This window comes from Nonomuraea longicatena, from assembly GCF_039525605.1.
Taxonomy (GTDB): domain Bacteria; phylum Actinomycetota; class Actinomycetes; order Streptosporangiales; family Streptosporangiaceae; genus Nonomuraea; species Nonomuraea longicatena.
Genome location: NZ_BAAAHQ010000043.1, coordinates 7,469 through 32,435 on the forward strand (window position 1 = coordinate 7,469; position 24,967 = coordinate 32,435).

Below are 24,967 nucleotides of genomic sequence, written 5' to 3' on the forward strand. Positions count from 1 at the left end.
CCGCCTCGGGCACCTCCTCGGGCACTGCGGCCGAACTGCACGTCATGGCCCCGATGGTGGCGACGCCGGAGGAGGCCAGGTGGTTCGCCGGGGTCTGCCACGACGCGGGCCTGTCCAGCGTTGGCGTGATGATCGAGGTCCCGGCGGCGGCGCTGCGGGCCGACGCGCTCGCCCAGGTCGTCGACTTCTTCTCGATCGGCACCAACGACCTGTCCCAGTACACCTTCGCCGCGGACCGGCAACTCGGCTCGCTGGTGGAACTGCAGGACCCCTGGCAGCCCGCGCTGCTCGGCCTGGTCGCGAGGACGGCCGGCTCGGCCTCGGACAACGGGCGCCTGTGCGGCGTCTGCGGCGAAGCGGCGGCCGATCCCGTGCTGGCCTGCGTGCTGGTCGGGATGGGGGTGAGCACGCTGTCGATGGGCGCGAGCGCGCTGCCGGCCGTACGGGCGGGGTTGTCCGTGGCGACGCTCGACGAGTGTGAGCGTGCGGCCCGTGCGGCGCTGGAGGCGGAGACGGCGGCGCACGCCCGCGCGGTGGCCCGCTCGAACCTGCCGGGCCTCGCCGAACTCGGGCTCTGAGCTCCCGGGGCCGGAACGGGCGCGCGGCATGTCGCCCAGGGTTCCCCCAGGAGCGCCGCGCCCACCCGCCGGCCCCCGATAGCGTATGGGCCATGGTTGGACGCATCGGCGCAACAGGGCTCCTCGTGTTCGCATTGGCCGCGTGCAGCGGCGGCGGCCAGGCGGCCGCCCCCTCGGCACCGGCGGCACCGCCCGCCTCGGACCAGTCCCCGGCGGCCGCGGAGTCGGCCATCACGACGCCGCCGCTGGCCCGCCCGAAGGCGGGCTCCGATGTGCGGGGGGTGCTGAGCCGCCTCACGACGGAGGAGAAGGTCGGCCAGTTGTTCATGCCGGTCCTGTACGGCACCGCCGCCGACACCGTCTCCGGCGAGAACCAGACGAGGTACGGCGCCCAGACACCCGCCAAGGTGATCGCGAAGTACAAGCTCGGCGGCGTCATCCTCTTCCCCGCCAACGTCAAGAGCACCGCCCAGGTGGTCAAGCTCACCAACGACCTCCAGGCCGCCTCGCCCAAGGTGCCGCTGATCATCGGCACCGACCAGGAGAACGGCCTGGTGTCGCGGATGTCGGCGCTGATGACCGACCTGCCGAGCGCCGACCGCATCGGCGCCAGCGGCGATCTCGGCTACTCCCGCGCGGTCGCCCGCGCCACCGGCACCGAGTTGAAGGCGCTCGGCGTCAACATGGACTTCGCGCCCGTCGCCGACGTCAACATCAACCCGAAGAACCCGGTCATCGGCAAGCGGGCCTTCGGCGACGACCCGCGCAAGGTCGCCAGGATGGTGGGGGCGGCGGTGAAGGGGTTCGGCGACTCCGGCATCGCGAGCTCCGCCAAGCACTTCCCCGGCCACGGCGACACCGCCACCGACAGTCACACCGGGCTGCCGGTGATCAAGCACACCCGGGCGCAGTGGGAGCGGCTGGACGCGCCGCCGTTCCAGGCGGCGATCGACGCCGGGGTGGACGCGGTGATGAGCGCGCACATCGTGATGCCGAAGCTCGACTCCTCCAGCGACCCCGCCACCCTGTCGAAGAAGATCCTCACCGGCCTGCTGCGCGACGAGCTCGGGTTCAAGGGCGTGATCTCGACCGACGCGCTCAACATGGACGGCGTGCGCAAGAAGTACGACGACGGGGAGGTGGCCGTGCGCGCGGTGCTGGCCGGGGCCGACCTGCTGCTGATGCCGTACGACCTGAAGAAGGCGCACACGGCGGTGGTCGCGGCGGTGAAGTCGGGCCGGATCTCGAAGGAACGGCTGGACGCGTCGGTCACGCGGCTGCTGACGCTGCGCCAGAAGCGGGGTTTCCTGACCGAGGCGCCGCGTGTGTCGGCCGAGCGGGCGGCGACGGTGCTGCGCTCGGCCAAGCACCGCAGGCTGGCCCAGGGGCCGGCCCGCTAGAGTGCGTAACACCAGAACAAGATTCGAGACAGGAGCTGCGCAGTGATCGGTGGGGTGCTCATCGACTGGGGTGGCGTGCTCACGTCCAGCATGCCCGAGGCGATCGGCCGGTGGATCGAGGCGGACCGCATCGACGGCGTCCACTACCGCGCGGTCATGCATGAGCTGATCGAGCACGCCTACAAGGGCGGCAACGGCGACGGGAACCTGGTCCACGCCCTGGAGCGCGGCGAGTTGTCGGGGGCGGACTTCGAGCGCGACCTGGCTGCCCGGCTGCTCACGCTCGATGGGGTGCCGCCGGTGGCGGAGGGGCTGCTGGAGCGCATGTTCGCGGGCTTCCACCGGGTGGACGCCATGTACGACGCGCTGCTCGACCTGCGTGGCCACGGCGTGAAGACGTGCCTGCTGTCGAACTCCTGGTCCAACACCTACCCGCGCGACGACTGGGACGAGGTGTTCGACGCGGTCGTGATCTCCGGCGAGGTCGGCATGCGCAAACCCGAGCCGAGGATCTTCCAGCACGCGCTCGACCTGGTCGGGCTGCCGGGCGAGCGGTGCGTGTTCGTCGACGACATCGAGGCCAACATCGTGGCCGCGCGGGACCTCGGCATCGCCGGCATCCACCACCTCGACGCCGACTCGACCATCGCCCGGCTGGAGTCGATGCTCCGGCTGCCGCTGCGGCGGGCATGATAGAGCTCTTGATTTCTCCGAAAGGCACATCATGCGCGTCTACCTGCCGTGCACGCTCCCGGCGCTCGCCAAGGCGCTCGCCTCGGGCGAACTCGGCCCCGCACCTCTGATCGGCTACGCGGTGACCCCCGCGCTGACCGAGTGGTATGCCTCCGGCGACACGGAGGAGCTTGAGTACGTGGCGCTCACCGAGGCCGCGCGGGCCTCGCTGCGCATGCTCGCCGCCGACCGCGCCGACGGCGCCCCGACGCCGCCTCGGCGGGTCGTCGTGGCGGCCGAGGTGCCGGAGGCGATGCTGACGGTCGCGGTCGACGTGGCCGAGCGGGCCCGGGTACGGCTGGCCGAGCCGATCCCGCTGGCCAAGGTCGCCGCCGTGCACGTGGACGACCCGGTCGCGGCGCCCGACGTCGAGCTGGCGGTCGTGGCCCTGCCCGAGGCGGACAAGGGCGACGACGACGCCCGGTTCACCGTCGACGGCGCCGAGGCCCACGAGCTCATGTGGTACGCGACACAGGAGATCCCCTCGTTGCTGGAGTAGGCCCTTGGGGGGAAATGACCCGGTGTAGGCTCTTGTGCGATGACCAAGCACATTGTGTGGGACTGGAATGGCACGCTTTTCCACGACATCGACGCCGTCGTCGGAGCCACCAACGAGGTTTTCCAGGCCTACCGGCTGCCCGCGCTCGACGCCGACGGCTTCCGCGCGCTCTACACCCGCCCCATCTGGCTCCTCTACGAGCGGATGCTGGGCCGCCCGCTGGAGGAGGGCGAGTGGCAGCGGCTCGACGACGGCTTCCACGAGAGCTACTTCCGGCTGAGCGGCGCCTGCGGCCTGGCCGTGGGGGCGCTGGCGTCGCTGGAGGGCTGGACGGGTACCCAGTCGCTGTGCTCGATGGCGCCGCACATCCACCTGGTGCCGACCGTGCGCTCGTTCGGCATCGAGGGGCACTTCAGCCGGGTGGACGGCCTCACCGGCACCACCGGCGGCGAGAAGGCCGAGCACCTGGTCAAGCACGTCACCGCGCTCGGCGTCGATCCCTCGGACGTGCTCGTCATCGGTGACAGCGTGGACGACGCCCAGGCCGCCGCGCACGTGGGCGCCAGAGCGGTGCTCTACACGGGTGGCATGACCCCGCGCGGGCAACTGGAGTCCACCGGCCACCCCGTGGTCGACACGCTGGCGGAGGCGCTGGCCTACGCCTGAGATGCGAAGATCGCCCCGCCCTGGGCGATGGCCGTACCCTTTGAGCAACCTTGGGAGGCCGTCATCAACCGCCTAGTGCTCTGGAACGTCGATCTCACCCTCGTCGACGTCGCGATCGTGACGAGGGACGCCTACGCAGAGGCGTTCAGGACGGTCACCGGCCGCCCGCTCGTCAAACTGGTCCCGGCCAACGGCCGCCCGGACTCGGAGATCATCTTCGAGACCCTGGCGGTCAACGGGATCCGGGCGGAGGACGAGCACCTGCCGCGCTTCCTGTCCGCGCTGGCCGGGGCGTTCGCCGAACGGCGCAAGCGGCTGCCGAAGGAGGGCCGGATGCTGCCCGGCGCCCGCGACGCGCTCAAGGCGGTCGCGCGGCTCGACGGCGTGGTGCAGAGCGTGCTGACCGGCACCATCAAGAGCAACGCGGTGCACAAGCTGAAGGCGTTCGGGCTCGACAAGTACGTCGACTTCGAACTCGGCGGCTACGGCGAGGAGGTCTACCCCAAGGCCACCCTGCTGCAGGTGGCGCAGAGCCGGGCCAAGCAGCGCACCGGAACCGTGTTCACCTCGGCCAACACCGTCGTCATCGGCGACTCGACCCGCGACGTGCAGGCCGCCAGGATCGGCGGCGCCGCCGTCATCGCAGTGGCCTCCGGCCGCTCCACGGCCTCCGAACTGCGGGAGGCGGGCGCCGACGTGGTGCTGCCCGATCTGACCAACGCCTCCGAGGTCGTCGCGGCCGTCGCCGGGCTGACCGCCCCGTTCGAGCGCCAGACGGGCTGAGCCCCGCGTCAGGACAGCGTTTCGAGGAAGCGGGCGGCGATCGGGGCCGCCACGGCGGAGCCGTCGCCGCCGCCCTCCACGATCACGGAGAAGGCCAGGTCGCCCCGGTAGCCGATGAACCAGGAGTGCGACGGGGGCTCCTTGCCGGAGCCGTACTCCGCCGTTCCCGTCTTGCCGGCCGTACGCGCGGGGAAGGACACGGCCTGGGCGGTGCCCTCGGAGACCACCGCGGGCATCAGCGAGCGCAGCGCCTTCACCACGCCGTCCTCCAGCGGGCGGCGGGTCTCGCCCTCGGAGCGGATCAGCTCGGCGGGCACCAGCCGAGGCGGCTGCCAGATGCCGGAGGCGACGGCGGCGGCCACGGCGGCCATGTTGAGCGGGCTGGTCAGCACCCTGCCCTGCCCGATCGAGGCCGAGGCCAGGTCCGTCGCGTCCTTGGGCGCGGGGAAGTCGGCGCGCACGGCGGGCACCCCCGGGTCGATGGGGACGCCGAACCCGAAGTCGCCCGCCACCTTGGCGAGGCGCTCGGCGCCGAGCCGGTCCACGCTCATCGCGCCGAAGGTGGTGTTGCACGAGTGGGCGAAGGCGTCGCGGAAGGGCAGCCGCCCGTAGTCCTTGAAGCCCGCGTTGTGGAACGGGAAACCGCCGATGGTCTGCTCGGCCGGGCAGTTCACCTGCTGCGACGGCGAGATACCCGCCGCGACCAGCGCGGAGGCGGTCACGACCTTGAACGTCGAGCCGGGCGGGTACTTCCCCATGAGCGCCCGGTCGAAGCCGCCCCTGTTGTTGACGATCGCCTTGATCTCGCCGGTCGAGGGGCGCAGCGCGACCAGGGCGGCCGGCTTCTTCGTCAGCTTGAGCGCGTCGGCGCCCGCCCGGTGCACCCGCAGGTCGAGGGTGGTCTCCAGCGGCTTGCGCTGGGCCGCCGTGTTCTCCTCCAGGGTCTTGACCAGCAGGTCGCCGCCCTCGTACAGGTTGATCTTCGAGCTGTTCGGCACGACGAGCCGGTCTTGGTACCTCTCCTTCAGCCCGGCGACGAGCTGCCGCACCGAGCCGGGCGTGTCGGGGTCGTCGTCGATCCTGCGCCCCCCGGCGTCGAGGATGGGCGCGCTCTCCTCCTTGCCCATGACCAGGCGCAGCGAGCGGCCGGGTCGCAGGTCGGGGTGGATGGTCGCGGGCTTCCAGGCGATCTTCCAGCCGCCGTCGCGCTCCACCACGTCGAGCTGTCCCTCGTACTCCAGGTCGGGTCCCCGTCCGGAGAGCCTGGCGGAGAAGCTCTCGTGGCCCTGGTCCTCGACGGAGGCGGCGAAGACGCCGCCCGTGGGAGGGACCGTGAAGTCGGCGCGGTCGAGCCGGAGGTCGCGCCACACCTTCCGGTGCCAGGAGACGAAGTCCTCCGGCGGTTCGTCCACCAACGTTCGCATCGTCGCGTAGTCGCCTGCCGACCAGGCCGTCAGATAGGCGTCGACGACCTTCTCCGCGCCGTCGTCCGGGCCCGTCGCCGCCCACACGGCCCCACCGGCGACGACGGGCACGAGCACCCCCGCCACCCACGGCCACCGGCGCCGTCCCCTTCTCCGTCCCCCTGTAACTGTCATATCGCAGAGGACACCAGAACCCCCTGAAACATGTCCAATACGGATATATACCCAACATAAATATAAATCTGGATATAGTTGCTGGGTATGGACCTCGTCCGGCACCTCCGCTACTTCACCGTGGTGGCGGAGGAACTCCACTTCGGCAACGCCGCCATCCGCCTCGGCATGGCCCAGCCGCCGCTCAGCCAGCGCATCAAACGCCTGGAAGAGGAGCTCGGCGTCCGCCTGTTCGACCGCTCGGCCCGGCAGGTCCGCCTCACCGAGGCGGGCCGGCTGCTGCTGGGCGAGGCCCGCGACATCGTCGCCCGCGTCGACCGCCTGCGCGAACTCGCCCGGCACGGCGACGGCGCCGTGCTCAAGGTCGGTGTCCCGCCCGACCTCGGCGCCGCCGTCATCGCCGCCCTCGTCGCCGGGTTCCGCGACAGCAACCCCGACGTCCGCCTCGCCCCCGCCGAGAGCTGGACCGCCGATCAGGTGACCTCCCTCACAGGCGGCTCCCTCGACGTCGGTATAGTGCGCCACCCGGTCACCGCACCGGGACTGAGTTTCGGCGGGACACTCGTCCAGACCCAGGGTGTGCTGCTCGCCGACGGCGACGAGCTGGCCGCCCGCGCCGAGGTGCACCTGGCCGACCTGGCCGGGCGCGAGCTGCTCATGCCGCCGAAGGAGGGCGAGCCAGGCATGTACGCCGAGACGCTGGCGGAATGCCGGCGCAGGGGATACGTCCCCACGCAGGTGCACGAGGGATCCGGCCTCGGGCTCGTCATGGCCGGTGCCGCAGTCGCCTTCGGCGCCGGGCAGGACACGCCGGGACTGGTGTGGCGGCCGCTGATCGGCGCGCCGCTCGCGATCCGCGTGTCCACCGCCTGGCGCACCGCCACGGACACCGTCGCGGACTTCTCCTCGGTGGCCGCAGGCGTGCTGCAGGACAACGCCGGAATGGCCGCGCGGGCCGCCGCGCCCGCACGCCGGGTCAGCCGCAGGCCGGGGGCGCTGGCATGAGCGCCGTCGAACTGGGTGAACACTTCGCCGCCGCCGGAGTCGAGGGCTGGCTGCACGCGATCGACATCGACACCGGCCGCGCCTGCGGCTACCGGCCGGACACCCCTCGGCCGCTGGCCTCGGTGTTCAAGGTGCCGCTGCTCGTCGAGCTGTGCCGCCAGGCGGACGCGGGCCTGCTCGACCTCACCGAGCGCGTACGGGTGCCCGTCGCCGGGCGCACCGGCGGCCCGACCGGACTGTCCGCCATGCGCGACGAGGTCACCATGTCCCTGCGCGACCTGGCCTACCTCATGATCGCCGTCAGCGACAACGCCTCCGCGGACGTCCTCGTCGGACGGGTCGGGCTGGATGCCGTCAACGCCATGCTCGACGGGTTCGGCCTGGACGCGACGCGGGTGCTCGTCAACGGCGCCGACATGCTGTCCAGCATGTCGGAGGACGCCGGGCACGGCTGGCCGTACCAGGATCCGGACGAACTCAGCCGGATGCGGGCACTCGACCCCGAGCGCACCAACCGCAGCACCGCGCGGCAACTCGCCGAGCTGTTCGCGATGATCTGGCGCGACGAGGCCGCCTCCGCCGGCTCGTGCGCCTGGATGCGGGAGGTCTTCGGCCTGCAGGTGTGGCCGCACCGGCTGGCGGCCGGGTTCCCGTACGACGACGTGGACGTCAGCGGCAAGACCGGCACCCTGCCGACCGTCCGCAACGAGGCGGGGGTCGTCGAGTACCCCGACGGGGGCCGCTACGCCGTGGCCGTCTTCACCCGCTCGTTCAGCCCGGCGGTCAACCAGCCGTGGGCCGACGCGGTCATCGGCACGGCCGCGCACACGGCGGTGGACCGTCTACGCCGTATATGACTTTCCGGTTTCCGCACGACAGGATGAGGCTCATGGTGGATGAAGGCACGCTGGTGTGGGAGCCCACCCCCGAGGTGGCCGCGCGGGCCCGGCTGACCCGTTATCTCGCGGCCGTGGGGCGTGCGGGCAGACCGTACGAGGACGTCTGGGCGTGGTCCGTCACCGAGCCCGCCGCGTTCTGGACGTCGATCTGGGAGTACTTCGGGGTCCTCGGCGATCCCGGCGAGGGACCGGTCCTCGCCGGGGAGATGCCCGATGCCCGGTGGTTCGCCGGAGCCTCGCTCAACTACGCCGAGAACGCGCTGCGCGAGCGCCCCGGCACCGCCGTGGTCTTCGCCGACGAGGACGGCGGACGCCGGGAGCTGAGCTGGGCGCGACTGCGCGAGGAGGTCGCCAGGGTGCGCGCCGGGCTGGTCCGGCTCGGCGTCACGCGCGGCGACCGGGTCGCCGGGTACCTGCCCAACATCCCCGAGGCGCTCGTCGCCTTCCTCGCGACCGCTTCCCTGGGGGCGATCTGGTCGGCGGGCTCGCCCGACTTCGGAGTGCCGAGTGTCGTCGACCGGTTCACGCAGATCGCGCCGAAGGTGCTGATCGCGGTGGACGGCTACCGCTACGCGGGCAAGAGCTTCGACCGCACCGAGGCGGTGGCGGAGATCGCCGCCGCGCTGCCGTCCCTGCGCGCCACCGTGTGGGTCCCCCGGCTGAGCGGCGAGCACGACCCCACCCGCGCGGGCGTGCCCTGGGCGGAGCTGCGCGCGCACGAGGGGCCGCTGGAGTTCGAACGGGTGCCGTTCGGGCACCCGCTGTGGATCCTGTACTCCAGCGGCACCACAGGGCTGCCCAAGCCCATCGTCCACGGTCACGGCGGAGTGGTGCTCGAACACCTCAAGTCGCTCTCCTTCCACCAGGACCTGGGGGAGGGAGACGTGTTCTTCTGGTACACCACCACCGGCTGGATGATGTGGAACTACCTCGTCGGCGCGCTGCTCGTCGGCGCGGTGCCGGTGCTGTACGACGGCGCCCCCACCGACCTGTGGCGCCTCGCGGCCGACGAGGGCGTCACCTACTTCGGGGTGGGGGCGCCGTACATCCTGGCCTCCATGAAGGCGGGCGAGCGCCCCGGCGGGCTGGAGCGGCTGCGGGGGATCGGCTCGACCGGCTCGCCGCTGCCCCCCGAGGGGTTCGCCTGGGTGGCCGACGTGCTGCCCGGAGTGCCGCTCGGCTCGTTCTCCGGCGGCACCGACGTGTGCACCGGGTTCGTCGGCGCGACGCCGCTGCACCCGGTGCGGGCCGGGATCATCCCGTGCCGGTCGCTCGGCGCCGCTGTGGCCGCCTTCGACCCGGCGGGCCGGCCCGTCACCGGCGAGGTGGGCGAACTCGTGCTCACCCAGCCGATGCCGTCCATGCCGGTCATGTTCTGGAACGACCCCGGCGGCGAGCGGTATCGCGACAGCTACTTCGACGTCTACCCGGGCGTGTGGCGACACGGCGACTGGATCAGGGTCGACGACGACGGCTCGTGCGTCATCTACGGCCGCTCGGACTCCACCCTCAACCGGGGCGGGGTGCGGATGGGCACCAGCGAGTTCTACCGCGTGGTCGAGCGCTTCCCCGAGATCGCCGACAGCCTGGTGATCGACACCGGGCAGCTCGGACAGGAAGGGCGGCTGCTGCTGTACGTGACGCTCGCCGACGGCGCCGCCCTCACCGACGACCTCCGCAGCGCGCTGCGTACGGCGCTGCGCGGCGAACTGTCGCCGAGGCACGTGCCGGACGAGATCCGCGTGGTGCCGGGGATCCCACGCACCCTGTCGGGCAAGAAACTGGAGGTGCCGGTCCGCAAGATCCTCCTCGGTACCCCCGTCGAGCAGGCGGCCAACCCGGACGCCATGGCCAACCCCGAGGTCCTGCGCCACTTCACCCCGTGAGAGCCGCCGCGCGGAGGGGGCACAGCGCGCCGCTCCAGGCGACGACCTGGTCGAGCAGGTGCCCCAGCACCTCCTCCCGGTGCGAGCGGGCTTGAAGGCGGTGAACATGTTGAGCTCCACCGCCGTCTGGACGCTGGCCACCTCACGTCAGGCCGTCTCGCTCATGGAAGATCCCGCCGAACCACGGCAGGCACTCCCGCAGCCCGCTGATCTCGTAGCCGGGCTCCGGCCGCCAGCCGGTTCGCGGGAGACGGAACAGGAGCTGCGTGGCCGCCTCGCCCCGCCTGCTGAGGCTGCGGCTGCCATTGGGCAGGTAACCGAGCTTGCGGGTGACGCCGAGCGAGGCGTGGTTGTCCTCGAAGATGTCGGTGAGCGCCGCCCGCGCCCGCAGCCCCTCGAAGGCCAGGTGCAGTACGGCCCGCCGCATCTCGGTGCCGATCCCCCTGCCCTGGAAACGGCGGCCGAGCCAGGAGCCGGTGCCGACCTCGCCCACGACGGCGAAGTCCTCCGCCCCCACCTCCTGGATTCCGGCGATCTCGCCGTCGTGCACGACCGCGAGCGGCAACCGCCACTTCTCCGGCGTCCAGGAGCCCAGCGTGCGCAGGTGGTACAGGACCGCCCGCTGACCCACTTCGGCGGGCGGCGCGTCCGTCCACGGATAGGTGAAGGGCATGTAGTCGGCCGGGTGCACGCCCTCGGCCGCCAGGTCCGCGAGGTCGTCGAGGTCCTGCGCCGAGGGCAGTCGCAGCTCCAGCCGGGGAGTGTGCACTCGCAGATGGTAAAGCGGCAGATTTCGCATACCGAATGATCTCAGGGGCCGGGAAGTAGCGTTGGCCCATGACGCAGCCGCCCCAGATCAGGACCGTACGGTTGCCGGTTTGCCGTCGGACACCCCTGAGATCGTACGATTGGGGTGTGGCGCTACGCGGAAGGGGGCGCATGGCCGATGCACCACGCCTGCGCCTTGGCGCGTTCTCCGAGGACCCCGGAAGACTCACGTTGACGTGAGTGTTGTTTTCGGGTGGTATCGGAATTCGGGGAGGTGCCGGGTGGGGACGACGCTGACCCCGGGCGCAGGCACCTCACATGCCCCGACCACATCCGCGACCACGCCTGCCCCCAACGCTTCCCGCTGCTTCGGGAACTGAGAGCCTGACTGTGACCAGACAGGCGAGATCTGGCAAACCCTCACAAAGGAGTGAGAGCGACATGCCGCTCGACGAGGCCAAGGACGAGCTGCTCCAGCGAGCCGCCGAAAGATGCGCGGTCGGCACCGAGCGCGTGACCCCCGAGGACGCGCTCGCGTTCCTGCGCGTCTACTACCGTCATGTGGCCCCAGAGGACCTGCTCGACCGCAACCCCATCGACGTGTACGGCCCGGCGATGTCGCAGAAGCAGCTGGCCGAGACCCGCCCCCAGGGCCGCGCGCTGGTCAGGGCCTACACCCCGGCCCTGGAGGACCACGGCTGGGAGCCCGGCCACTCCGTGGTCGAGGTCGTCACCGACGACATGCCGTTCCTCGTCGACTCGGTCTCCATGGAGCTCGAACGGCACGACATCGGCATCCACCTGATCATCCACCCCCAGATGCGGGTGCGGCGCGACATGACCGGCCGCATGCTCGGCAGGGGCCAGGAGGAGGTCACCGGGCAGCTCCTGGTCGAGTCCTGGATGCACATCGAGATCGACCGCCAGGCCGACCCCGAGGTGCTGCGCGGGCTCGAAGCCGACCTGCAGCGGATCCTCACCGACGTACGGCACTCCGTCGAGGACTTCGCCAAGATGCGCGCCCTGGCCGTGCAGACGGCCGAGGACCTCAGCGTCAACCCGCCGCCGCTGGAGCCCGCCGAGGTCGAAGACAGCCTCGACCTGCTGCGCTGGCTGGCCGACGGGCACTTCACCTTCCTCGGCTACCGCGAGTACCGCCTGGAGGAGACCGACGAGGGCGACGCGCTGCGCTCGGTGCCCGGCGCCGCGCTCGGCATCCTGCGCGACGACAAGGCCAGCTCGGAGAGCTTCTCCGTACTGCCTCCCGAGGTGCGCGCCAAGGCCCGCGAGAAGCGCCTGCTGATCATCACCAAGGCCAACTCCCGCGCCACCGTGCACCGGCCCGCCTACCTCGACTACATCGGCGTCAAGCTGTTCTCGCCCCAGGGCGAGGTCGTCGGCGAGCGCCGTTTCCTCGGCCTGTTCACCCACGTGGCCTACAACGAGTCGATCTCCCGGATCCCGGTGCTGCGCCGCAAGCTGGCCGACGTGCTGGAGGCCGCCGGGCTGGCCGCCGACAGCCACGACGGCAAGGACCTCATCGAGATCCTGGAGACCTTCCCGCGCGACGAGCTGTTCCAGACCTCGACCGGCCAGCTCCTGCCGATCGCGCGGGGCGTGCTGCGGCTGCGCGAGCGCAAGCAGGTCAAGCTCTTCATGCGGCGCGACGACTACGGCCGCTTCATCTCCTGCCTGATCTACCTGCCCCGCGACCGCTACACCACCAAGGTCCGCGTGAAGATGCAGGAACTGCTGCTGCGGGCGCTCGGCGGCAGGACCCTCGACTACAGCGCGATGGTCGGTGAGCAGGCGCTGGCCCGCCTGCACCTGGTCGTGCGCGGCGAGCGCGGCATCCAGTTGCCCGACCCCGCCGTGGACGTCGAGGAGCTGGAGTCGCGCCTGGCCGCGATCACCCGCTCCTGGGAGGACGACCTGGCCAGCGCGCTCGCCGAGATGACCTCGGAGACCGAGGCGCCCGCGCTCACCCGGCGGTACCAGTCGGCCTTCCCCGAGGGGTACAAGGCCGACTTCCCGCCCAGGATGGCCGTGGTCGACCTGCGCCGCCTCGAACAACTCGTGGGCGAGGCCGAGGGCGAGGTCGGCGTCAACCTGTACGAGCCCTACGACGCGGCCGACGGCGAACGGCGGCTCAAGATCTACAAGCTGGGCGCGCCCATCTCGCTGTCCAAGGCGCTGCCGCTGATCCAGCGGCTCGGCGTCGAGGTCGTGGACGAGCGCCCCTACGAGGTCGACCGCGACAACGACCCGGCCACCAAGAACGCCTGGATCTACGACTTCGGCCTGCGCTACACGCCTTCCGACGAGATCGACAGGAACGACTTCAAGCGCCTGTTCCAGGACGCGCTGCACGCCCTGTGGCAGGGCGAGGTGCAGGCGGACAACTTCAACGCGCTGGTGCTGTCGGCCGGGCTGACCTGGGAGCAGGTCGAGATCCTGCGGGTGTACGCCAACTACCTGCGCCAGGCGGGCACCACCTTCAGCCAGCGGTACATGGAGCGCGTCCTGGGCGGCAACGTCCGCCTGTCGCGGCTGCTGGTGCGCCTGTTCGAGGCCCGCCTCGACCCGCGCCGCTCGGAGGAGGTGCGCACCGACCTGACCGAGGCGCTCACCGAGGAGATCCTGGGCGCGCTCGACGAGGTCGCCTCCCTCGACGAGGACCGCATCCTGCGCGCCTACCTGGAGATGATCCAGGCGACGCTGCGCACCAACTACTTCCAGACCGACGCGCAGGGCAGGCGCAAGCCGTACATCTCGCTGAAGTTCGACCCGCTGGCGATCAGCGTGCTGCCGCTGCCCCGGCCGAAGTACGAGATCTTCGTCTACTCGCCCCGCGTCGAGGGCGTGCACCTGCGCTTCGGCAACGTGGCGCGCGGCGGCCTGCGCTGGTCCGACCGGATGGAGGACTTCCGCACCGAGATCCTCGGCCTGGTCAAGGCCCAGATGGTGAAGAACACCGTGATCGTGCCCACCGGTTCCAAGGGCGGCTTCGTCGTCAAGCGACCGCCCGCCGGCGGGCGCGAGGAACTGCTGGCCGAGGGCATCGCCTGCTACCGGACCTTCATCTCCGGCCTGCTGGACGTCACCGACAACCTGGTCGACGGCGCCATCGTCCCGCCGCCGGACGTCGTCAGGCACGACGGCGACGACCCCTACCTGGTCGTCGCGGCCGACAAGGGCACCGCCACCTTCTCCGACATCGCCAACAGCGTGGCCAAGGACTACGGTTTCTGGCTCGGCGACGCCTTCGCCTCCGGCGGCTCGGTCGGCTACGACCACAAGGCCATGGGCATCACCGCCAGGGGCGCCTGGGAGTCGGTGAAGTATCACTTCGGCACCACCGGCGTCGACGTCCAGAACACCGACTTCACCGTGGCGGGCGTCGGCGACATGTCGGGTGACGTGTTCGGCAACGGCATGCTGCTCAGCCGGCACATCCGGCTCGTGGCCGCCTTCGACCACCGCCACATCTTCGTCGACCCGTCGCCGGAGGCCGCCCGCTCCTTCGCCGAGCGGCAGCGCATGTTCGAGCTGCCCCGCAGCTCGTGGGCCGACTACGACCAGTCGCTGATCTCCGAGGGCGGCGGCGTCTTCGCGCGCACCGCCAAGTCGGTGCCGATCACGCCGCAGATGCGCCAGGCCCTCGGCATCGAGCCCGGCGTCACTTCGATGGCGCCGAACGACCTGATCAGCGCCATCCTCAAGGCCCCCGTCGACCTGCTGTGGAACGGCGGCATCGGCACGTACGTGAAGGCCGTCGCCGAGTCCAACGCCGACGTCGGCGACAAGGCCAACGACGGGCTCCGCGTCAACGCCGCCGACCTGCGCTGCAAGGTCGTCGGCGAGGGCGGCAACCTGGGCTTCACCCAGCTCGGCCGGATCGAGTTCGCCCTCGGCGGCGGACTGATCAACACCGACTTCATCGACAACTCGGCCGGAGTGGACACCTCCGACCACGAGGTGAACATCAAGATCCTGCTCGACCAGGTCGTCCGCGACGGCGAGCTGACCGACAAGCAGCGCAACCAGCTGTTCAGCTCGATGACCGACGAGGTCGCCGACCTGGTCCTGCGCGACAACTACGACCAGAACGTGGTGCTCGCGGCAGCCCGCGCGCAGGGCACCGAGATGCTCCACATCCACTCCCGCTACCTGCGGCGCATGGAGCGCGACGGGCTGGTCAACCGCGAGCTGGAGTTCCTGCCGTCCGACAAGCAGCTCGCCGAGCGCCGCCAGGCCCGCCTCGGGCTGACCGCGCCCGAGTTCTCCGTGCTGCTCGCCTACACCAAGCTCGTCATCGACGCCGAACTGCGCGCCTCCGACCTGCCGGACGACCCGGCGCTGGCTCCCTGGCTGGTGTCGTACTTCCCGTCGGCGCTGCGCGAGCGTTTCCGCCCTTACATGGACAACCACCCGCTGCGCCGCGAGATCATCACCACCTGCGTGGTGAACGAGCTGGTCAACTCGACGGGCACCACGTTCATGTTCCGGCTCGGCGAGGAGACCGGCGCCTCCATGCCGGACATCGTGCGCGCCTGGCTGGTCACCCGCGAGGTCTTCGACCTGCCCAGCTTCTGCCGGGCGGTCGAGGCGCTCGACAACAAGGTGGACACCTCCACCCAGATCGCCATGCTCCTCGAAGCCAGGAAGCTGGCCGAGCGCGGCACCAGGTGGTTGCTCACCCACCGGCGCCCGCCGCTCGACCTGGCGGCCTCGACGAACTTCTTCCTCAAGGGCGTCAACGGGCTGCTCGCCCACCTGCCCAAGCTGCTCACCGGCCCCGACCTGCACGCCTTCGAGGAGCGGCGCGACTCGTTCGTCGGCAGGGGGGTGCCGCGCGACCTGGCCGAGCGGGTGTCCGCGCTGGTGCCCGCCTACTCGACCTTCGACCTGGTCGAGACGGCGGCGCAGATGGGACGGCCGGTCAACGAGGTGGCCGAGGTGTACTTCGACCTGGCCGACCGGTTGCAACTGGCCCGGCTGCGCGAGCGGGTCATCACGCTGCCGAGGGACAACAGGTGGAACGCGATGGCGCGCTCGGCCCTGCGCGACGATCTGTACGCGGCGCACGCCGCCCTCACGGGCGACGTGCTGGCGCACAGCTCGTCGGGATCGACGCCGGAGGAGCGGCTGGCCCGCTGGTCGGAGGCCAACTCGGCGGCGGTGGGCCGGGCACGGCAGACGCTGTCGGAGATCTGGGAGAGCGACAACTTCGACCTGGCGACGCTGAGCGTCGCCCTCCGCGCCGTCCGCACGCTGGTGTCGACGACGAGCCTGCCGCACAAGGCCACCTCATAAGTCACAAAGGCGACTTCATACGTCACAGTCACGGCCCAGCCGCCCCCACCGCCACCCGCCGCAGGTGGCGGTGGGCCTCCAAGCACGCCACTCACCGCGTACCCCACCCGCCCCGACGACGCGTCCTTGGCGAACTGGGTGGGTTCGCGCGGCTTTTCCGCCTGGACGGGGCCGATACCGGAGGCGTGTCGCGGATCTTGATCCTCCAGGCAGGTCTGGACCCCTATCGCTCAGGCAGGTTCGGGGTTTGGCCACCCAGGTGGGTTCCTGGCGTCGTTGTGGTGCTCAGGGGTGCGGTGAGTAGCGCCGGAGAGGCCGTCGGGGGTGCCTGCGGCGGTGTGAGGTTGGCCAGCCGTAACGGACGAACTGGTTTTAAGGTATCTACTCGCCCACGGCGCGGTGGATGGCGCCGTCGCGGGCGATCACCGTGGCGCGGGTGGTCGAAGTGGCCGGTGGTACCGCCGTCGCGTACTGGTTGACCTCGTAGATCTTGAGCGAGCGGCGCGCCCGGCTCACGTCGATCGCCCACCGGGCCTCGCGCGGCACCGGCACGCCCTCGCTCTCGGCCGACTTCGTCGCGGGCGTGGTCGTCGTCGCCCGCGTCAGTGTGTACTGGATCAGCGCCCCGCCGTCCGCCGTGCGCAGCGCGTAGACCGGGTTGTCGCCCGGAGTGAAGATGGCGTCGTAGGAGTAGCCGTCGAGCTCCCACTTCTTGCGGTCGGCGGCCGACTTCGCCGCGACCTCCGTCGTGTACGGCCCGGCCGTCAGCAACTCGGCCGCCACCCCGCCGGAGCCGGTCTCGGCCACCGTCGCGTGCAGCGGCGCCATGAACTTGGGCCCGATCAGCACGCTTTTGTCCTCGGGCGGCACCACCGTGGCATAGCCCTCGGCGTCGAGCGCGACCTCCGGCGCCTTCTCACCGGGCACCAGTTCGGCCGCCAGGCTGAGCCGCCAGCCGGAGTCGCCGCGCACGAACGTCAGGAGCGTCGGCCGCCCGTCGCGGGTGGCGAGCGCGGTGAACCACGGGGAGCCCTCCTCCGCCGTGAACCTCGGCACGAACACCTCCGGCGGCCCCCACGCGCGCGTCGGCGGCCGGCCGTCGTTGACCTGGAAGGCCGTCGAGGTCAGGGAGTTCTGCCCGTCGCGGTTGAGCTGCTCGGCGTACATGTGCGAGCCCATGGCCCGCGCCAGGTTGTCGGTCGAGGTGATGGTGGCGAACACCTCACGCGCCTGCTCCGGCGTGACCAGCGCCGCCGTGGCGGCGGGCTCAGCGGCTGGCCCGGTGGCGGCCGGAGTCGGGTCGACCTTGGCGGACAGGCCCGTTTCCGGCGCGCCGGAACAGGCGACCGCTCCGGCCATCAGGCCCGCGGCGAGCATCGTCAGCTTTCTGCGACCGTCAGCACGCACGCAAATATGTTATTCGGGTACGAGGGGTCGCGTACCCTTGGGAGACGTGGCAGTCATCGATCCCGCAGAAGAGATCAACGCGCTAGCGGGCACGCTTCGCAGCATCCAGGATGTGCTCGACCTCGACGCTATGCGCAAGCAGATCGAGGAACTGGAGGCGCGCGTCGCCGCACCCGACCTGTGGGACGACCCTGCCAAGGCACAGCAGGTGACCAGCAAGCTGTCCCACATGCAGGGTGAACTCAACCGGGTCGAGAACCTCGTCCGCCGGCTCGACGACCTGTCGGTCCTCTTCGAGCTCGCCGCCGAGGAGGCCGACGAGGAGACCAGGGCCGAGGCCGACAAGGAGCTCGGGCAGCTGAAGTCGGACGTCGGCGCGATGGAGGTCCGCACCCTGCTGTCGGGCGAGTACGACGCGCGCGAGGCACTGGTCACCATCAACGCCCAGGCGGGCGGCGTCGACGCGGCGAGCTGGGCGGAGATGCTGCTGCGCATGTACCTCCGCTGGGCCGAGCGCAAGAACTACGCCACCGAGGTCTACGACACCTCCTACGCCGAAGAGGCCGGCATCAAGTCGGCGACCTTCACCATCAAGGCCCCCTACGCCTACGGCACGCTGCGCGGCGAGCACGGCACCCACCGGCTGGTCCGCATCAGCCCCTACGACAACCAGGGGCGCCGCCAGACCTCCTTCGCGGGCGTCGACATCGTCCCGGTCGTCGAGCAGACCGACCACATCGAGATCAACGAGGACGAGCTGCGCGTCGACGTCTACCGCTCGTCGGGCCCCGGTGGCCAGGGCGTCAACACGACCGACTCGGCGGTGCGCATCACCCACCTGCCGTCCGGCATCGTGGTCTCCTGCCAGAACGAGCGCTCGCAGCTGCAGAACCGCGCCTCGGCGATGAACGTGCTCCAGGCCAAGCTGCTGGAGCGCAAGCGCCAGGAAGAGGCGGACAAGATGTCAGAGCTGCGCGGCGCCACCACCACCTCGTGGGGCACGCAGATCCGCAACTACGTGCTGCACCCCTACCAGATCGTGAAGGACCTGCGCACCGGCACCGAGGCGGGCAACCCGTCGTCCGTGCTCGACGGCGAGCTCGACGAGTTCATCGAGTCCGAGATCCGGTGGATGCGCAGGCAGGAGTCAGGCGCCCAGTAGGTGCCGCAGCACCAGGGACAGGAACAGCAGGACCACCAGGGCCAGAATGATGACGGTGGGTGAGAACCCGCCGAAGCCCTGGCGGTGCAGCCGCTCGCGGTTGGCACGGCAGAGCGGGCACCGGCCCTCGGCGACGGGGTGGGCGCAGCGCGCACAGACGAGGTCTTCGCAACTCATGTCGGTCCTCAGTGTAGCCGCACAATCGTTTTGTTTCCGTTATGGACGTTCCATGCCAGTCTTCCCCCTAGACTGTCCCCTGGCCAATCGGAACGTCGATCATCAGTAAAGACGGACGTCCCCGTTAGGCCACGGCGGGAGGTGGGCATGTGCCACCCTTGCTTCCGTCCTGACCTCTAGACTGGCATGCCGTGATGCTCTCGTGATCCATTTCGAAAATGTCACCAAGGTCTACGCGAACCAGAACAGGCCCGCTCTCGACCACGTCTCCGTCGACGTGGACAAGGGCGAGTTCGTGTTCCTCGTCGGTCCATCCGGATCTGGCAAGTCCACGTTCCTGCGGCTCATCCTGAAGGAAGAGCGGCCCAACTCGGGTGCGATCCATGTCGCCGGCAAGGATCTGGCCCGGCTGTCCAACTTCAAGGTGCCGCACCTACGCCGCCGCATCGGCTGCGTCTTCCAGGACTTCCGGTTGCTCCCGAACAAGAACGTCTACGAGAACGTGGCGTTCGCGCTCGAGGTCATCGGCAAGCCGAGACGCTTCATCCGCAAGGTGGTCCCCGAGGTCGTCGAGCTGGTCGGCCTCGAAGGCAAGGCACATCGCATGCCCGACGAACTGTCGGGCGGCGAGCAGCAGCGTGTCGCCATGGCCCGCGCGTTCGTCAACCGGCCGATGATCCTGCTGGCCGACGAGCCCACGGGCAACATCGACCCCGCGACCAGCATCGGCATCATGAAGGTGCTCGACCGGATCAACCGGACCGGCACTACCGTGGTCATGGCCACACACGACGCGGCGATCGTCGACTCCATGCGCAAGCGGGTCGTCGAGCTGGAGGACGGCAAGATCGTTCGCGACCAGTCGCGCGGCGTTTACGGTCAGGCCTACTGACAGGCAGCGCGTCCGGCGCGACGTTCCGGTCGGTGGGTGAGCGATGAAGAGGGAGCTAAGGGCAGAACATGCGGGCTAATTTCATCTTCTCGGAGGTCTGGATCGGCCTCCGGCGCAACCTGACCATGACCGTCGCGGTGATCATCACGGTCGCCGTCGGTATGGCCATGCTGGGTGTCGGTTTGATGATCAACTCGCAGGTCAAGCTGCTGCAGGACTACTGGTACGACAAGGTCGAGATCTCGGCCTTCCTGTGCTCCAGCGGCAACGCCATGCCCTCCTGCAAGGGCAAGGGGATCTCCCCCGGGCAGACCACGGCTCTCAAGACCGAGATCGAGGCCATGGCCGGCGTCGAGTCCGCCTCTTTCGAGAACCAGGCCCAGGCGTACGAGAACTTCAAGGCGAACTACGGCTCCAACCCGGCGCTCGTGCAGGTCGCCAGGGCCGAGGACATGCCCGAGTCCTTCCGTATCAAGCTGAAGGACCCCGACAACTTCGCGCCCATCATCGACCAGGTGTCGAAGAAGCCCGGCGTCGCCCAGGTGATCCACCAGAAGGACCTGATCGGGAAGTTCTTCGACTTCCTCGAAAAGCTCCGCAGCTACGCGCTCGGCGTGGCGCTCGTGCTGGTGCTCGCCGCCGCCCTGCTCATCGGCAACACCGTCCGGCTGTCGGCCTTCAACCGGCGCCGGGAGACCGGCATCATGCGGCTGGTCGGCGCCTCCAACCTCTACATCCAGCTGCCCTTCGTCATGGAGGGCGTGATCGCGGGCCTGATCGGCGGCGTCTTCGCGGCCGTCATGCTGATCGTCACGAAGGTCTTCATCTTCGAGTCGCTGACCGAGTACGTCGCGATCAACAACCCGATCGGCTGGGACGATGTGGCGCAGCACATCCTGCTCACGATGCTCATCGGCGTCGTGATCTGTATCCTCGCGTCCTTCGTGACACTCCGCCGATACCTCAGGGTGTAGCGGTCGCCGGTAAAGTCAGAACATGCCACGTGAGACCGGGCGGAAGGTCATCGCCCAGAACAAGCGTGCCAGGCACGACTATCACCTCGAAGATGCCATCGAGGCGGGGCTCGTGCTACAGGGCACCGAGGTGAAGTCGCTGCGTGAGGGACGCGCCTCGCTCGTCGACGGCTACGCCAGCATCGACAACGGTGAAGCGTGGCTGCTCAACGTCCACATCCCCGAATACTCCCAGGGGACCTGGACCAACCACGCGGCCCGCCGCAAGCGCAAGCTGCTGCTGCACCGCAAGGAGATCGCCAAGCTCGCCGCCAAGATGAAGGAGGGCGGGCTCACGATCGTGCCGCTCACCCTGTACTTCAAGGACGGCAGGGCCAAGGTGGAGATCAGCGTCGCCCGAGGCAAGAAGGACTGGGACAAGCGGCAGACCCTGGCCGAGCAGCAGGCCAAGCGGGAGATGGCCAGGGCGCTACGCGCACACAACAGATGAGCCGCGTCCGCCGTACGCTTGCCGCGACCGCCAGCCTGGCGGTCGCGAGCATGACGCTGACGGCCTGTTTCGCGGAGCCGTCGGCGCACAACGCCATCCGCGACTTCCTCGTCGGCTGGCAGTCAGGTGACTACGAACTGGCCGCCAGCCGGGCGGACGGCGACCCCGCCGTGGTGCGCAAGGCGCTGGAGGCGACCAAGCTCGACCTCGACGCCGCCTCCTACCGCTTCCACATCAAGTCGGTGGTCCGCGAGGGCGAGGCCACGACCGCCACCTTCTCCGCCGAGGTCGACCTCGGCGAGAACAACCCGCTGTGGGAGTACGAGAGCACGCTGCCGCTGCGGCTGGTCGACGGAGCCTGGAAGGTGCGCTGGTCGCCGTCCGTGCTGCATCCGCAGCTCAAGGACGGCCAGCGGTTCGCGGTCAAGCCCGACCCCGAGCCGCGCCAGAACGTCCTCGACCGCAACGGCGGCGCGCTGCAGCGCTCCGGCAGGCTGTACGTCGTCGGGGTGCGTCCCGCGGACCTCGGCGACAACACCGCCTCCTTCGTCAAGCAGCTCGCCGAGGTCACCGGCTTCGCCGAGGACCGGCTGCTCAGCCGGGTGCGTTCGGCGCCGCCCGGCGACTTCGTGCAGCTGGCCACCTTCGGCACCGACCGCTACCAGCGGGTCAAGGCCAAGCTCGACGCCATTACCCCCAAGGTCACCGTCGATCTGCAGGAGCAGCCCGTCGAGCCCGCCTCGCCGCGCGAGATCGTCGGCCGCGTCGGAGCCCTCACCCCCGAGACCGAGGTCAAGCTGGGCGGGCCGCAGCGGGCGGGCGACTCCGTCGGCATCAACGGCCTGCAGAAGGAGTACCAGGACCATCTGACCGGCTCCACCGAGTCGCAGGTCATCACCATCGACCTCAAGACCGGCAACGAGGTCGCCGTGCTCAAGAAGTGGGACGGCCGCACGAACGGGCCCGTCCACACCACCATCGACAGCAGGCTCCAGAAGGCCGCGGACGACGCGCTCCTCGCCGCCGAGAGCGGCACCATCGTCGCCGTCGACGCCGCCAACAGCCAGATCCGCGCCGTCGGCAGCAGGGGCATGGGCCAGGTCAAGGACGCGCTCGGAGGCAAGTACCCGGCGGGCACCGCCTTCTCCATCGTCGCCGCCGACGCGCTGCTCAAGGCGGGGGTGAAGCCCAGCCAGCGGCTGCGCTGCCCCACCTCGCGCACGGTCGGCGGGGCGCCCTTCGTCCAGGCGAGCCAGCAGACCGGCGGGGTGTCGGCCACCTTCCAGGAGAACTTCGCCAAGGGCTGTGTCACCGCGCTGGCCTCACTGGCCCGCCGTGTCACTCCGGACAAGCTCCAGAGCAGCGCCAAGGCGTTCGGCATCGGCGTGAAGTGGAAGCTGCCCCTGAAGTCCTTCAGTGGCAGCATGCCCGCCCTCGACTCCGACGCCGACGAGGCCAAGGCCATCGCCGGGCAGAACGTCCAGGTCAGCCCGCTGACGATGGCGCTCGTCGCGGGCGCCGTCAAGTCGGGCACCTGGCGGCCGCCCACGCTGGTCACCAGCCCCGCCGCGCCGGACCCCGGCACCGGGCAGGTCGCCGAGACGCCGCCCGCGCCGGTGCCCGTCGATCCGAAGGTGCGTTCTGCGCTCACGAAGATGATGCAGGCGGGCGTGGCCGGAAATCCGGCCGCGCAGGGCGGCAAGGGCAGGGTGTACGGCGTGACCGCCGATCTGCCCGACGACATGGCCTGGTTCGTCGGCTGGCAGGGGAACGTGGCCGTCGCCGTACTGGTCAAGAACTCCGATGCGGCCGCCGTCGCGGGACGCTTCTTCGGAGCCCTTGAAAACTCTCGGTGATTATTTCCTGACTGCGAGCAACCATCTGTCGGGCAGCCTGCGTCTTAACTGATGACTGGGCCCGCTCGGGGGGTTGCGGACTCAGTCGCCGTGATTGGCCAGGACTTCATCTCGGGGGAAGTCCTGGCTGACCGGACCGGCTCGACCCTGCCGGTCGGCCCCGGAGACGCGCGCTCGCTGTGCCACGTCTCCGGGGCTTTGCCGTTGTGGGGGGAATTGAGTTGGCAGTGGGGGTGTTGGCGGATGTATCTTCTAGATGCGCGGTCCCTGCGGGGGCGGTGTTGAAAACTGAACATGGGGGTGACTGGCTTCGACTTTGACCTTGCAAGTCAGGTGAAGCGGGCCGAGGACGGCGGACATAACCTCGTTAATCCTGTGACCGCGAACAACAAGTGCCAATAAGAAGCACTCCGAGGTAAGCCAGGGTTCCCTGGCTCTCGCTGCCTAAGTAGCGAAACCTCTGTCAGCCTGAGCACGCCCTCGGCTCAGGACCTGGCATCGCTAGAGGGCTCCACCGATCAACCCGGCCACGGGGGAGATCGGGAAAACAAACAGTGGCTGAGCCTGTCGGCGACACGCCTGCGTGAGCGCCGGGGCTGAGAAAGCGTCAAGCAGGCTGCGCCCGGAGAAGCCCTGTCTTGGGGTTGAAGGACGCGGGTTCGATTCCCGCCACCTCCACTCGATCAAACCGCCTCTGACCTGCCGAAACTTCGGCAGGTCGGGGCGGTTTTCCTGTTCGTGGGGGGTGCCTTGCGGGTGCGGGTCGCCGGAGAAGATGCGTTTTCGGTAGATCTCTTCGCCGTGCGTGACTAGAATTTCACGTCTGATTTGACAGTACGTGGAAGGATCCGCATGCGCAGCAAGACCCTTGCCCTGGCGGCAGCCCTGGCAGCCGGAGTGGTTGTCGTCAGTCCGGTCTCCGCCTCGGCGGCCTCGTACAGCCCGGAGGCGGCCTGTGCCAAGGATTCCGGGCGTGGCGGCTGGACGCATGTGAAGGACAACAAGCGGCCGCTCAAGGCGGGCGGCTCGACGTGGGGCCACGTGTACCTGATGTGGAACCGGGGCCTGCAGAAGAACTGCGTCGCGGTGATCAAGACCGCCTACGCGGGAACGCCCACCTTCACCCAGGCGGTGCTGAAGTTCAAGGACGGCGCGGAGTACCGCGACCCGGGCACGCTGACCGCCAAGAAGTACAAGTACTACGCCACGGCCATCGGCTACGGCAAGGGCAAGTGCGCCAAGTTCGAGGGCTACACGACCGACACGCGCGTCGACTTCACGCTCGCCACGGGCAAGCGCACCGCGTGGGGCAACTGCGGCTGAGCCCTCATGGCAGAAGGGCGGCGCGCAGGGCGGCCTCGTAGTCGTCGGCCGTCGGCGGGTCGTCGGTGAGCAGGGCCTGCATGAGCAGGCCGTCCATGGCGGCCGCCAGCAGGCGCAGCCGTACCGGGTCGGTGGTGTGGCGGGCGCCGAACTCGGTCACGGCGTCCAGCCAGTCCTGGGTGGCGGCGCGCAGTTCGGGGCGGCGGACGGCCAGGAGGTAGAGCTCGTACGCGGCCAGCAACTGGTCGGGGCGGGTGCGGAGCCGGCACATCAGCTCGGCCAGCTCACGCAGGGAGACGTGCTCGCTCGCCGCCAGCGCCCGCATGCGGGCGGCGTCCTCCTGCATGCAGCGGGTGAGGGCGGCGGTGAGCAGGTCGTCGATGCTGCTGAAGTGGTAGGCGGCGGCGGTGGGCGGCTGCCCCGCCTCCCTGGCCACGGCGCGGTGGCTGACGCCCGCCACCCCGTCGCGGGCCACGATCCGGACGGTCGCCTCGATCAGCTCCTGCTTGCTGCGCTCGCCCTTGACCCGGCGACCGTCGACGGCCTCGGCCACCCC

21 protein-coding genes and 1 other RNA gene are annotated in these 24,967 nt (G+C 70.0%); 17 read left to right on the forward strand and 5 right to left on the reverse strand.

Annotated features, from left to right (window positions below):
• The 6 genes from ABD120_RS32840 to ABD120_RS32865 form a co-directional block, all read left to right on the forward strand.
• On the forward strand, positions 1–578 hold a 578-nt coding region (locus tag ABD120_RS32840), incomplete at its 5' end, for a putative PEP-binding protein (protein WP_343954137.1).
• Positions 579–670: 92 nt separating this feature from the next.
• A complete protein-coding gene (nagZ, locus tag ABD120_RS32845; protein WP_343954138.1) occupies positions 671–1,978 on the forward strand; it encodes a beta-N-acetylhexosaminidase in 1,308 nt (435 codons plus the stop codon).
• A 42-nt stretch (positions 1,979–2,020) separates the two neighbouring features.
• A complete protein-coding gene (locus ABD120_RS32850) occupies positions 2,021–2,671 on the forward strand; it encodes an HAD family hydrolase (RefSeq protein WP_343954139.1) in 651 nt (216 codons plus the stop codon).
• Positions 2,672–2,702: 31 nt separating this feature from the next.
• Positions 2,703–3,209, forward strand: coding sequence for a DUF6912 family protein (locus ABD120_RS32855; RefSeq protein ID WP_343954140.1), 507 nt, complete (start codon positions 2,703–2,705; stop codon positions 3,207–3,209).
• 39 nt (positions 3,210–3,248) lie between these two features.
• Positions 3,249–3,875 carry an HAD family hydrolase gene (locus tag ABD120_RS32860; RefSeq protein ID WP_343954141.1) on the forward strand — a complete coding sequence of 209 codons (627 nt, stop codon included), beginning with the start codon at positions 3,249–3,251 and terminating at the stop codon, positions 3,873–3,875.
• A gap of 27 nt (positions 3,876–3,902) precedes the next feature.
• A complete protein-coding gene (locus ABD120_RS32865) occupies positions 3,903–4,658 on the forward strand; it encodes an HAD family hydrolase (RefSeq protein WP_343954142.1) in 756 nt (251 codons plus the stop codon).
• Between the two features lie 8 nt (positions 4,659–4,666).
• Here the strand turns inward: ABD120_RS32865 and ABD120_RS32870 are convergent, their stop codons facing one another.
• Entirely contained in the window at positions 4,667–6,256 is a 1,590-nt protein-coding gene (locus tag ABD120_RS32870; protein WP_343954143.1) for a penicillin-binding transpeptidase domain-containing protein, read from the reverse strand.
• Between the two features lie 87 nt (positions 6,257–6,343).
• Between ABD120_RS32870 and ABD120_RS32875 the strand changes: the two genes are divergently transcribed.
• The 3 genes from ABD120_RS32875 to ABD120_RS32885 are packed head-to-tail and all read left to right on the forward strand — an operon-like array spanning position 6,344 to position 10,046.
• Positions 6,344–7,261: a LysR family transcriptional regulator gene (locus ABD120_RS32875; RefSeq protein ID WP_343954144.1), complete on the forward strand. Its 918-nt coding sequence runs from the start codon at positions 6,344–6,346 to the stop codon at positions 7,259–7,261.
• Positions 7,258–8,118, forward strand: a complete 861-nt coding sequence (locus ABD120_RS32880) for a serine hydrolase (protein WP_343954146.1) — start codon at positions 7,258–7,260, stop codon at positions 8,116–8,118. Before ABD120_RS32875 ends, ABD120_RS32880 begins: the two co-directional genes overlap by 4 nt.
• A gap of 32 nt (positions 8,119–8,150) precedes the next feature.
• Positions 8,151–10,046, forward strand: a complete 1,896-nt coding sequence (locus ABD120_RS32885) for an acetoacetate--CoA ligase (RefSeq protein WP_343954148.1) — start codon at positions 8,151–8,153, stop codon at positions 10,044–10,046.
• A 142-nt stretch (positions 10,047–10,188) separates the two neighbouring features.
• Here ABD120_RS32885 and ABD120_RS32890 read toward each other — a convergent pair whose 3' ends face one another.
• Positions 10,189–10,815, reverse strand: coding sequence for a GNAT family N-acetyltransferase (locus ABD120_RS32890; RefSeq protein ID WP_343954150.1), 627 nt, complete (start codon positions 10,813–10,815; stop codon positions 10,189–10,191).
• Positions 10,816–11,255: 440 nt separating this feature from the next.
• Between ABD120_RS32890 and ABD120_RS32895 the strand changes: the two genes are divergently transcribed.
• Positions 11,256–16,130, forward strand: a complete 4,875-nt coding sequence (locus ABD120_RS32895; RefSeq protein ID WP_343954151.1) for an NAD-glutamate dehydrogenase — start codon at positions 11,256–11,258, stop codon at positions 16,128–16,130.
• Between the two features lie 381 nt (positions 16,131–16,511).
• Here the strand turns inward: ABD120_RS32895 and ABD120_RS32900 are convergent, their stop codons facing one another.
• Positions 16,512–17,537 (reverse strand): DUF8094 domain-containing protein, encoded by a 1,026-nt coding sequence (locus tag ABD120_RS32900; RefSeq protein WP_343954153.1) that lies wholly within the window; start codon positions 17,535–17,537, stop codon positions 16,512–16,514.
• A gap of 46 nt (positions 17,538–17,583) precedes the next feature.
• On the opposite strand from ABD120_RS32900, the gene prfB reads away from it, so the two are divergent.
• On the forward strand, positions 17,584–18,699 hold the full coding sequence (gene prfB / locus ABD120_RS32905; RefSeq protein WP_343954155.1) for a peptide chain release factor 2: 1,116 nt from the start codon (positions 17,584–17,586) through the stop codon (positions 18,697–18,699).
• Here prfB and ABD120_RS32910 read toward each other — a convergent pair.
• A complete protein-coding gene (locus tag ABD120_RS32910) occupies positions 18,685–18,876 on the reverse strand; it encodes a hypothetical protein (protein ID WP_343954156.1) in 192 nt (63 codons plus the stop codon). The genes prfB and ABD120_RS32910 overlap by 15 nt on opposite strands.
• Positions 18,877–19,078: 202 nt before the next feature.
• Here ABD120_RS32910 and ftsE point away from each other — a divergent pair, with 202 nt between their 5' ends.
• The 6 genes from ftsE to ABD120_RS32940 all read left to right on the forward strand — a co-directional run bounded on the left by ftsE (position 19,079) and on the right by ABD120_RS32940 (position 24,411).
• Positions 19,079–19,768 carry a cell division ATP-binding protein FtsE gene (ftsE, locus tag ABD120_RS32915; protein WP_343954157.1) on the forward strand — a complete coding sequence of 230 codons (690 nt, stop codon included), beginning with the start codon at positions 19,079–19,081 and terminating at the stop codon, positions 19,766–19,768.
• Between the two features lie 68 nt (positions 19,769–19,836).
• Positions 19,837–20,742, forward strand: coding sequence for a permease-like cell division protein FtsX (gene ftsX / locus ABD120_RS32920; RefSeq protein WP_343954158.1), 906 nt, complete (start codon positions 19,837–19,839; stop codon positions 20,740–20,742).
• A 22-nt stretch (positions 20,743–20,764) separates the two neighbouring features.
• Positions 20,765–21,232 carry an SsrA-binding protein SmpB gene (gene smpB, locus ABD120_RS32925; protein WP_343954159.1) on the forward strand — a complete coding sequence of 156 codons (468 nt, stop codon included), beginning with the start codon at positions 20,765–20,767 and terminating at the stop codon, positions 21,230–21,232.
• The gene (locus ABD120_RS32930) at positions 21,229–23,088 is read left to right on the forward strand and encodes a penicillin-binding transpeptidase domain-containing protein (protein WP_343954160.1); all 1,860 of its coding nucleotides are present in this window, start codon (positions 21,229–21,231) and stop codon (positions 23,086–23,088) included. The genes smpB and ABD120_RS32930 overlap by 4 nt, the downstream gene beginning before the upstream one ends.
• 296 nt (positions 23,089–23,384) lie before the next feature.
• Positions 23,385–23,769: a transfer-messenger RNA gene (ssrA, locus tag ABD120_RS32935) on the forward strand.
• Positions 23,770–23,940: 171 nt separating this feature from the next.
• The gene (locus ABD120_RS32940) at positions 23,941–24,411 is read left to right on the forward strand and encodes a hypothetical protein (protein WP_343954162.1); all 471 of its coding nucleotides are present in this window, start codon (positions 23,941–23,943) and stop codon (positions 24,409–24,411) included.
• 4 nt (positions 24,412–24,415) lie between these two features.
• Here the strand turns inward: ABD120_RS32940 and ABD120_RS32945 are convergent, their stop codons facing one another.
• Entirely contained in the window at positions 24,416–24,964 is a 549-nt protein-coding gene (locus tag ABD120_RS32945; RefSeq protein ID WP_343954163.1) for a TetR/AcrR family transcriptional regulator, read from the reverse strand.
• Between the last annotated feature and the right edge of the window lie 3 nt (positions 24,965–24,967).

Excerpts from the sequence above, each read along its gene's own strand:
- nagZ (WP_343954138.1), top strand. The coding sequence starts at position 671 with ATGGTTGGACGCATCGGCGCAACAGGGCTCCTCGTGTTCGCATTGGCC.
- ABD120_RS32855 (WP_343954140.1), top strand. The coding sequence starts at position 2,703 with ATGCGCGTCTACCTGCCGTGCACGCTCCCGGCGCTCGCCAAGGCGCTC.
- ABD120_RS32860 (WP_343954141.1), top strand. The coding sequence starts at position 3,249 with ATGACCAAGCACATTGTGTGGGACTGGAATGGCACGCTTTTCCACGAC.
- ABD120_RS32865 (WP_343954142.1), top strand. The coding sequence starts at position 3,903 with ATGGCCGTACCCTTTGAGCAACCTTGGGAGGCCGTCATCAACCGCCTA.
- ABD120_RS32870 (WP_343954143.1), bottom strand. The coding sequence starts at position 6,256 with ATGACAGTTACAGGGGGACGGAGAAGGGGACGGCGCCGGTGGCCGTGG.
- ABD120_RS32875 (WP_343954144.1), top strand. The coding sequence starts at position 6,344 with ATGGACCTCGTCCGGCACCTCCGCTACTTCACCGTGGTGGCGGAGGAA.
- ABD120_RS32880 (WP_343954146.1), top strand. The coding sequence starts at position 7,258 with ATGAGCGCCGTCGAACTGGGTGAACACTTCGCCGCCGCCGGAGTCGAG.
- ABD120_RS32885 (WP_343954148.1), top strand. The coding sequence starts at position 8,151 with ATGGTGGATGAAGGCACGCTGGTGTGGGAGCCCACCCCCGAGGTGGCC.
- ABD120_RS32895 (WP_343954151.1), top strand. The coding sequence starts at position 11,256 with ATGCCGCTCGACGAGGCCAAGGACGAGCTGCTCCAGCGAGCCGCCGAA.
- ABD120_RS32910 (WP_343954156.1), bottom strand. The coding sequence starts at position 18,876 with ATGAGTTGCGAAGACCTCGTCTGTGCGCGCTGCGCCCACCCCGTCGCC.
- ftsX (WP_343954158.1), top strand. The coding sequence starts at position 19,837 with ATGCGGGCTAATTTCATCTTCTCGGAGGTCTGGATCGGCCTCCGGCGC.
- smpB (WP_343954159.1), top strand. The coding sequence starts at position 20,765 with ATGCCACGTGAGACCGGGCGGAAGGTCATCGCCCAGAACAAGCGTGCC.
- ABD120_RS32930 (WP_343954160.1), top strand. The coding sequence starts at position 21,229 with ATGAGCCGCGTCCGCCGTACGCTTGCCGCGACCGCCAGCCTGGCGGTC.
- ABD120_RS32940 (WP_343954162.1), top strand. The coding sequence starts at position 23,941 with ATGCGCAGCAAGACCCTTGCCCTGGCGGCAGCCCTGGCAGCCGGAGTG.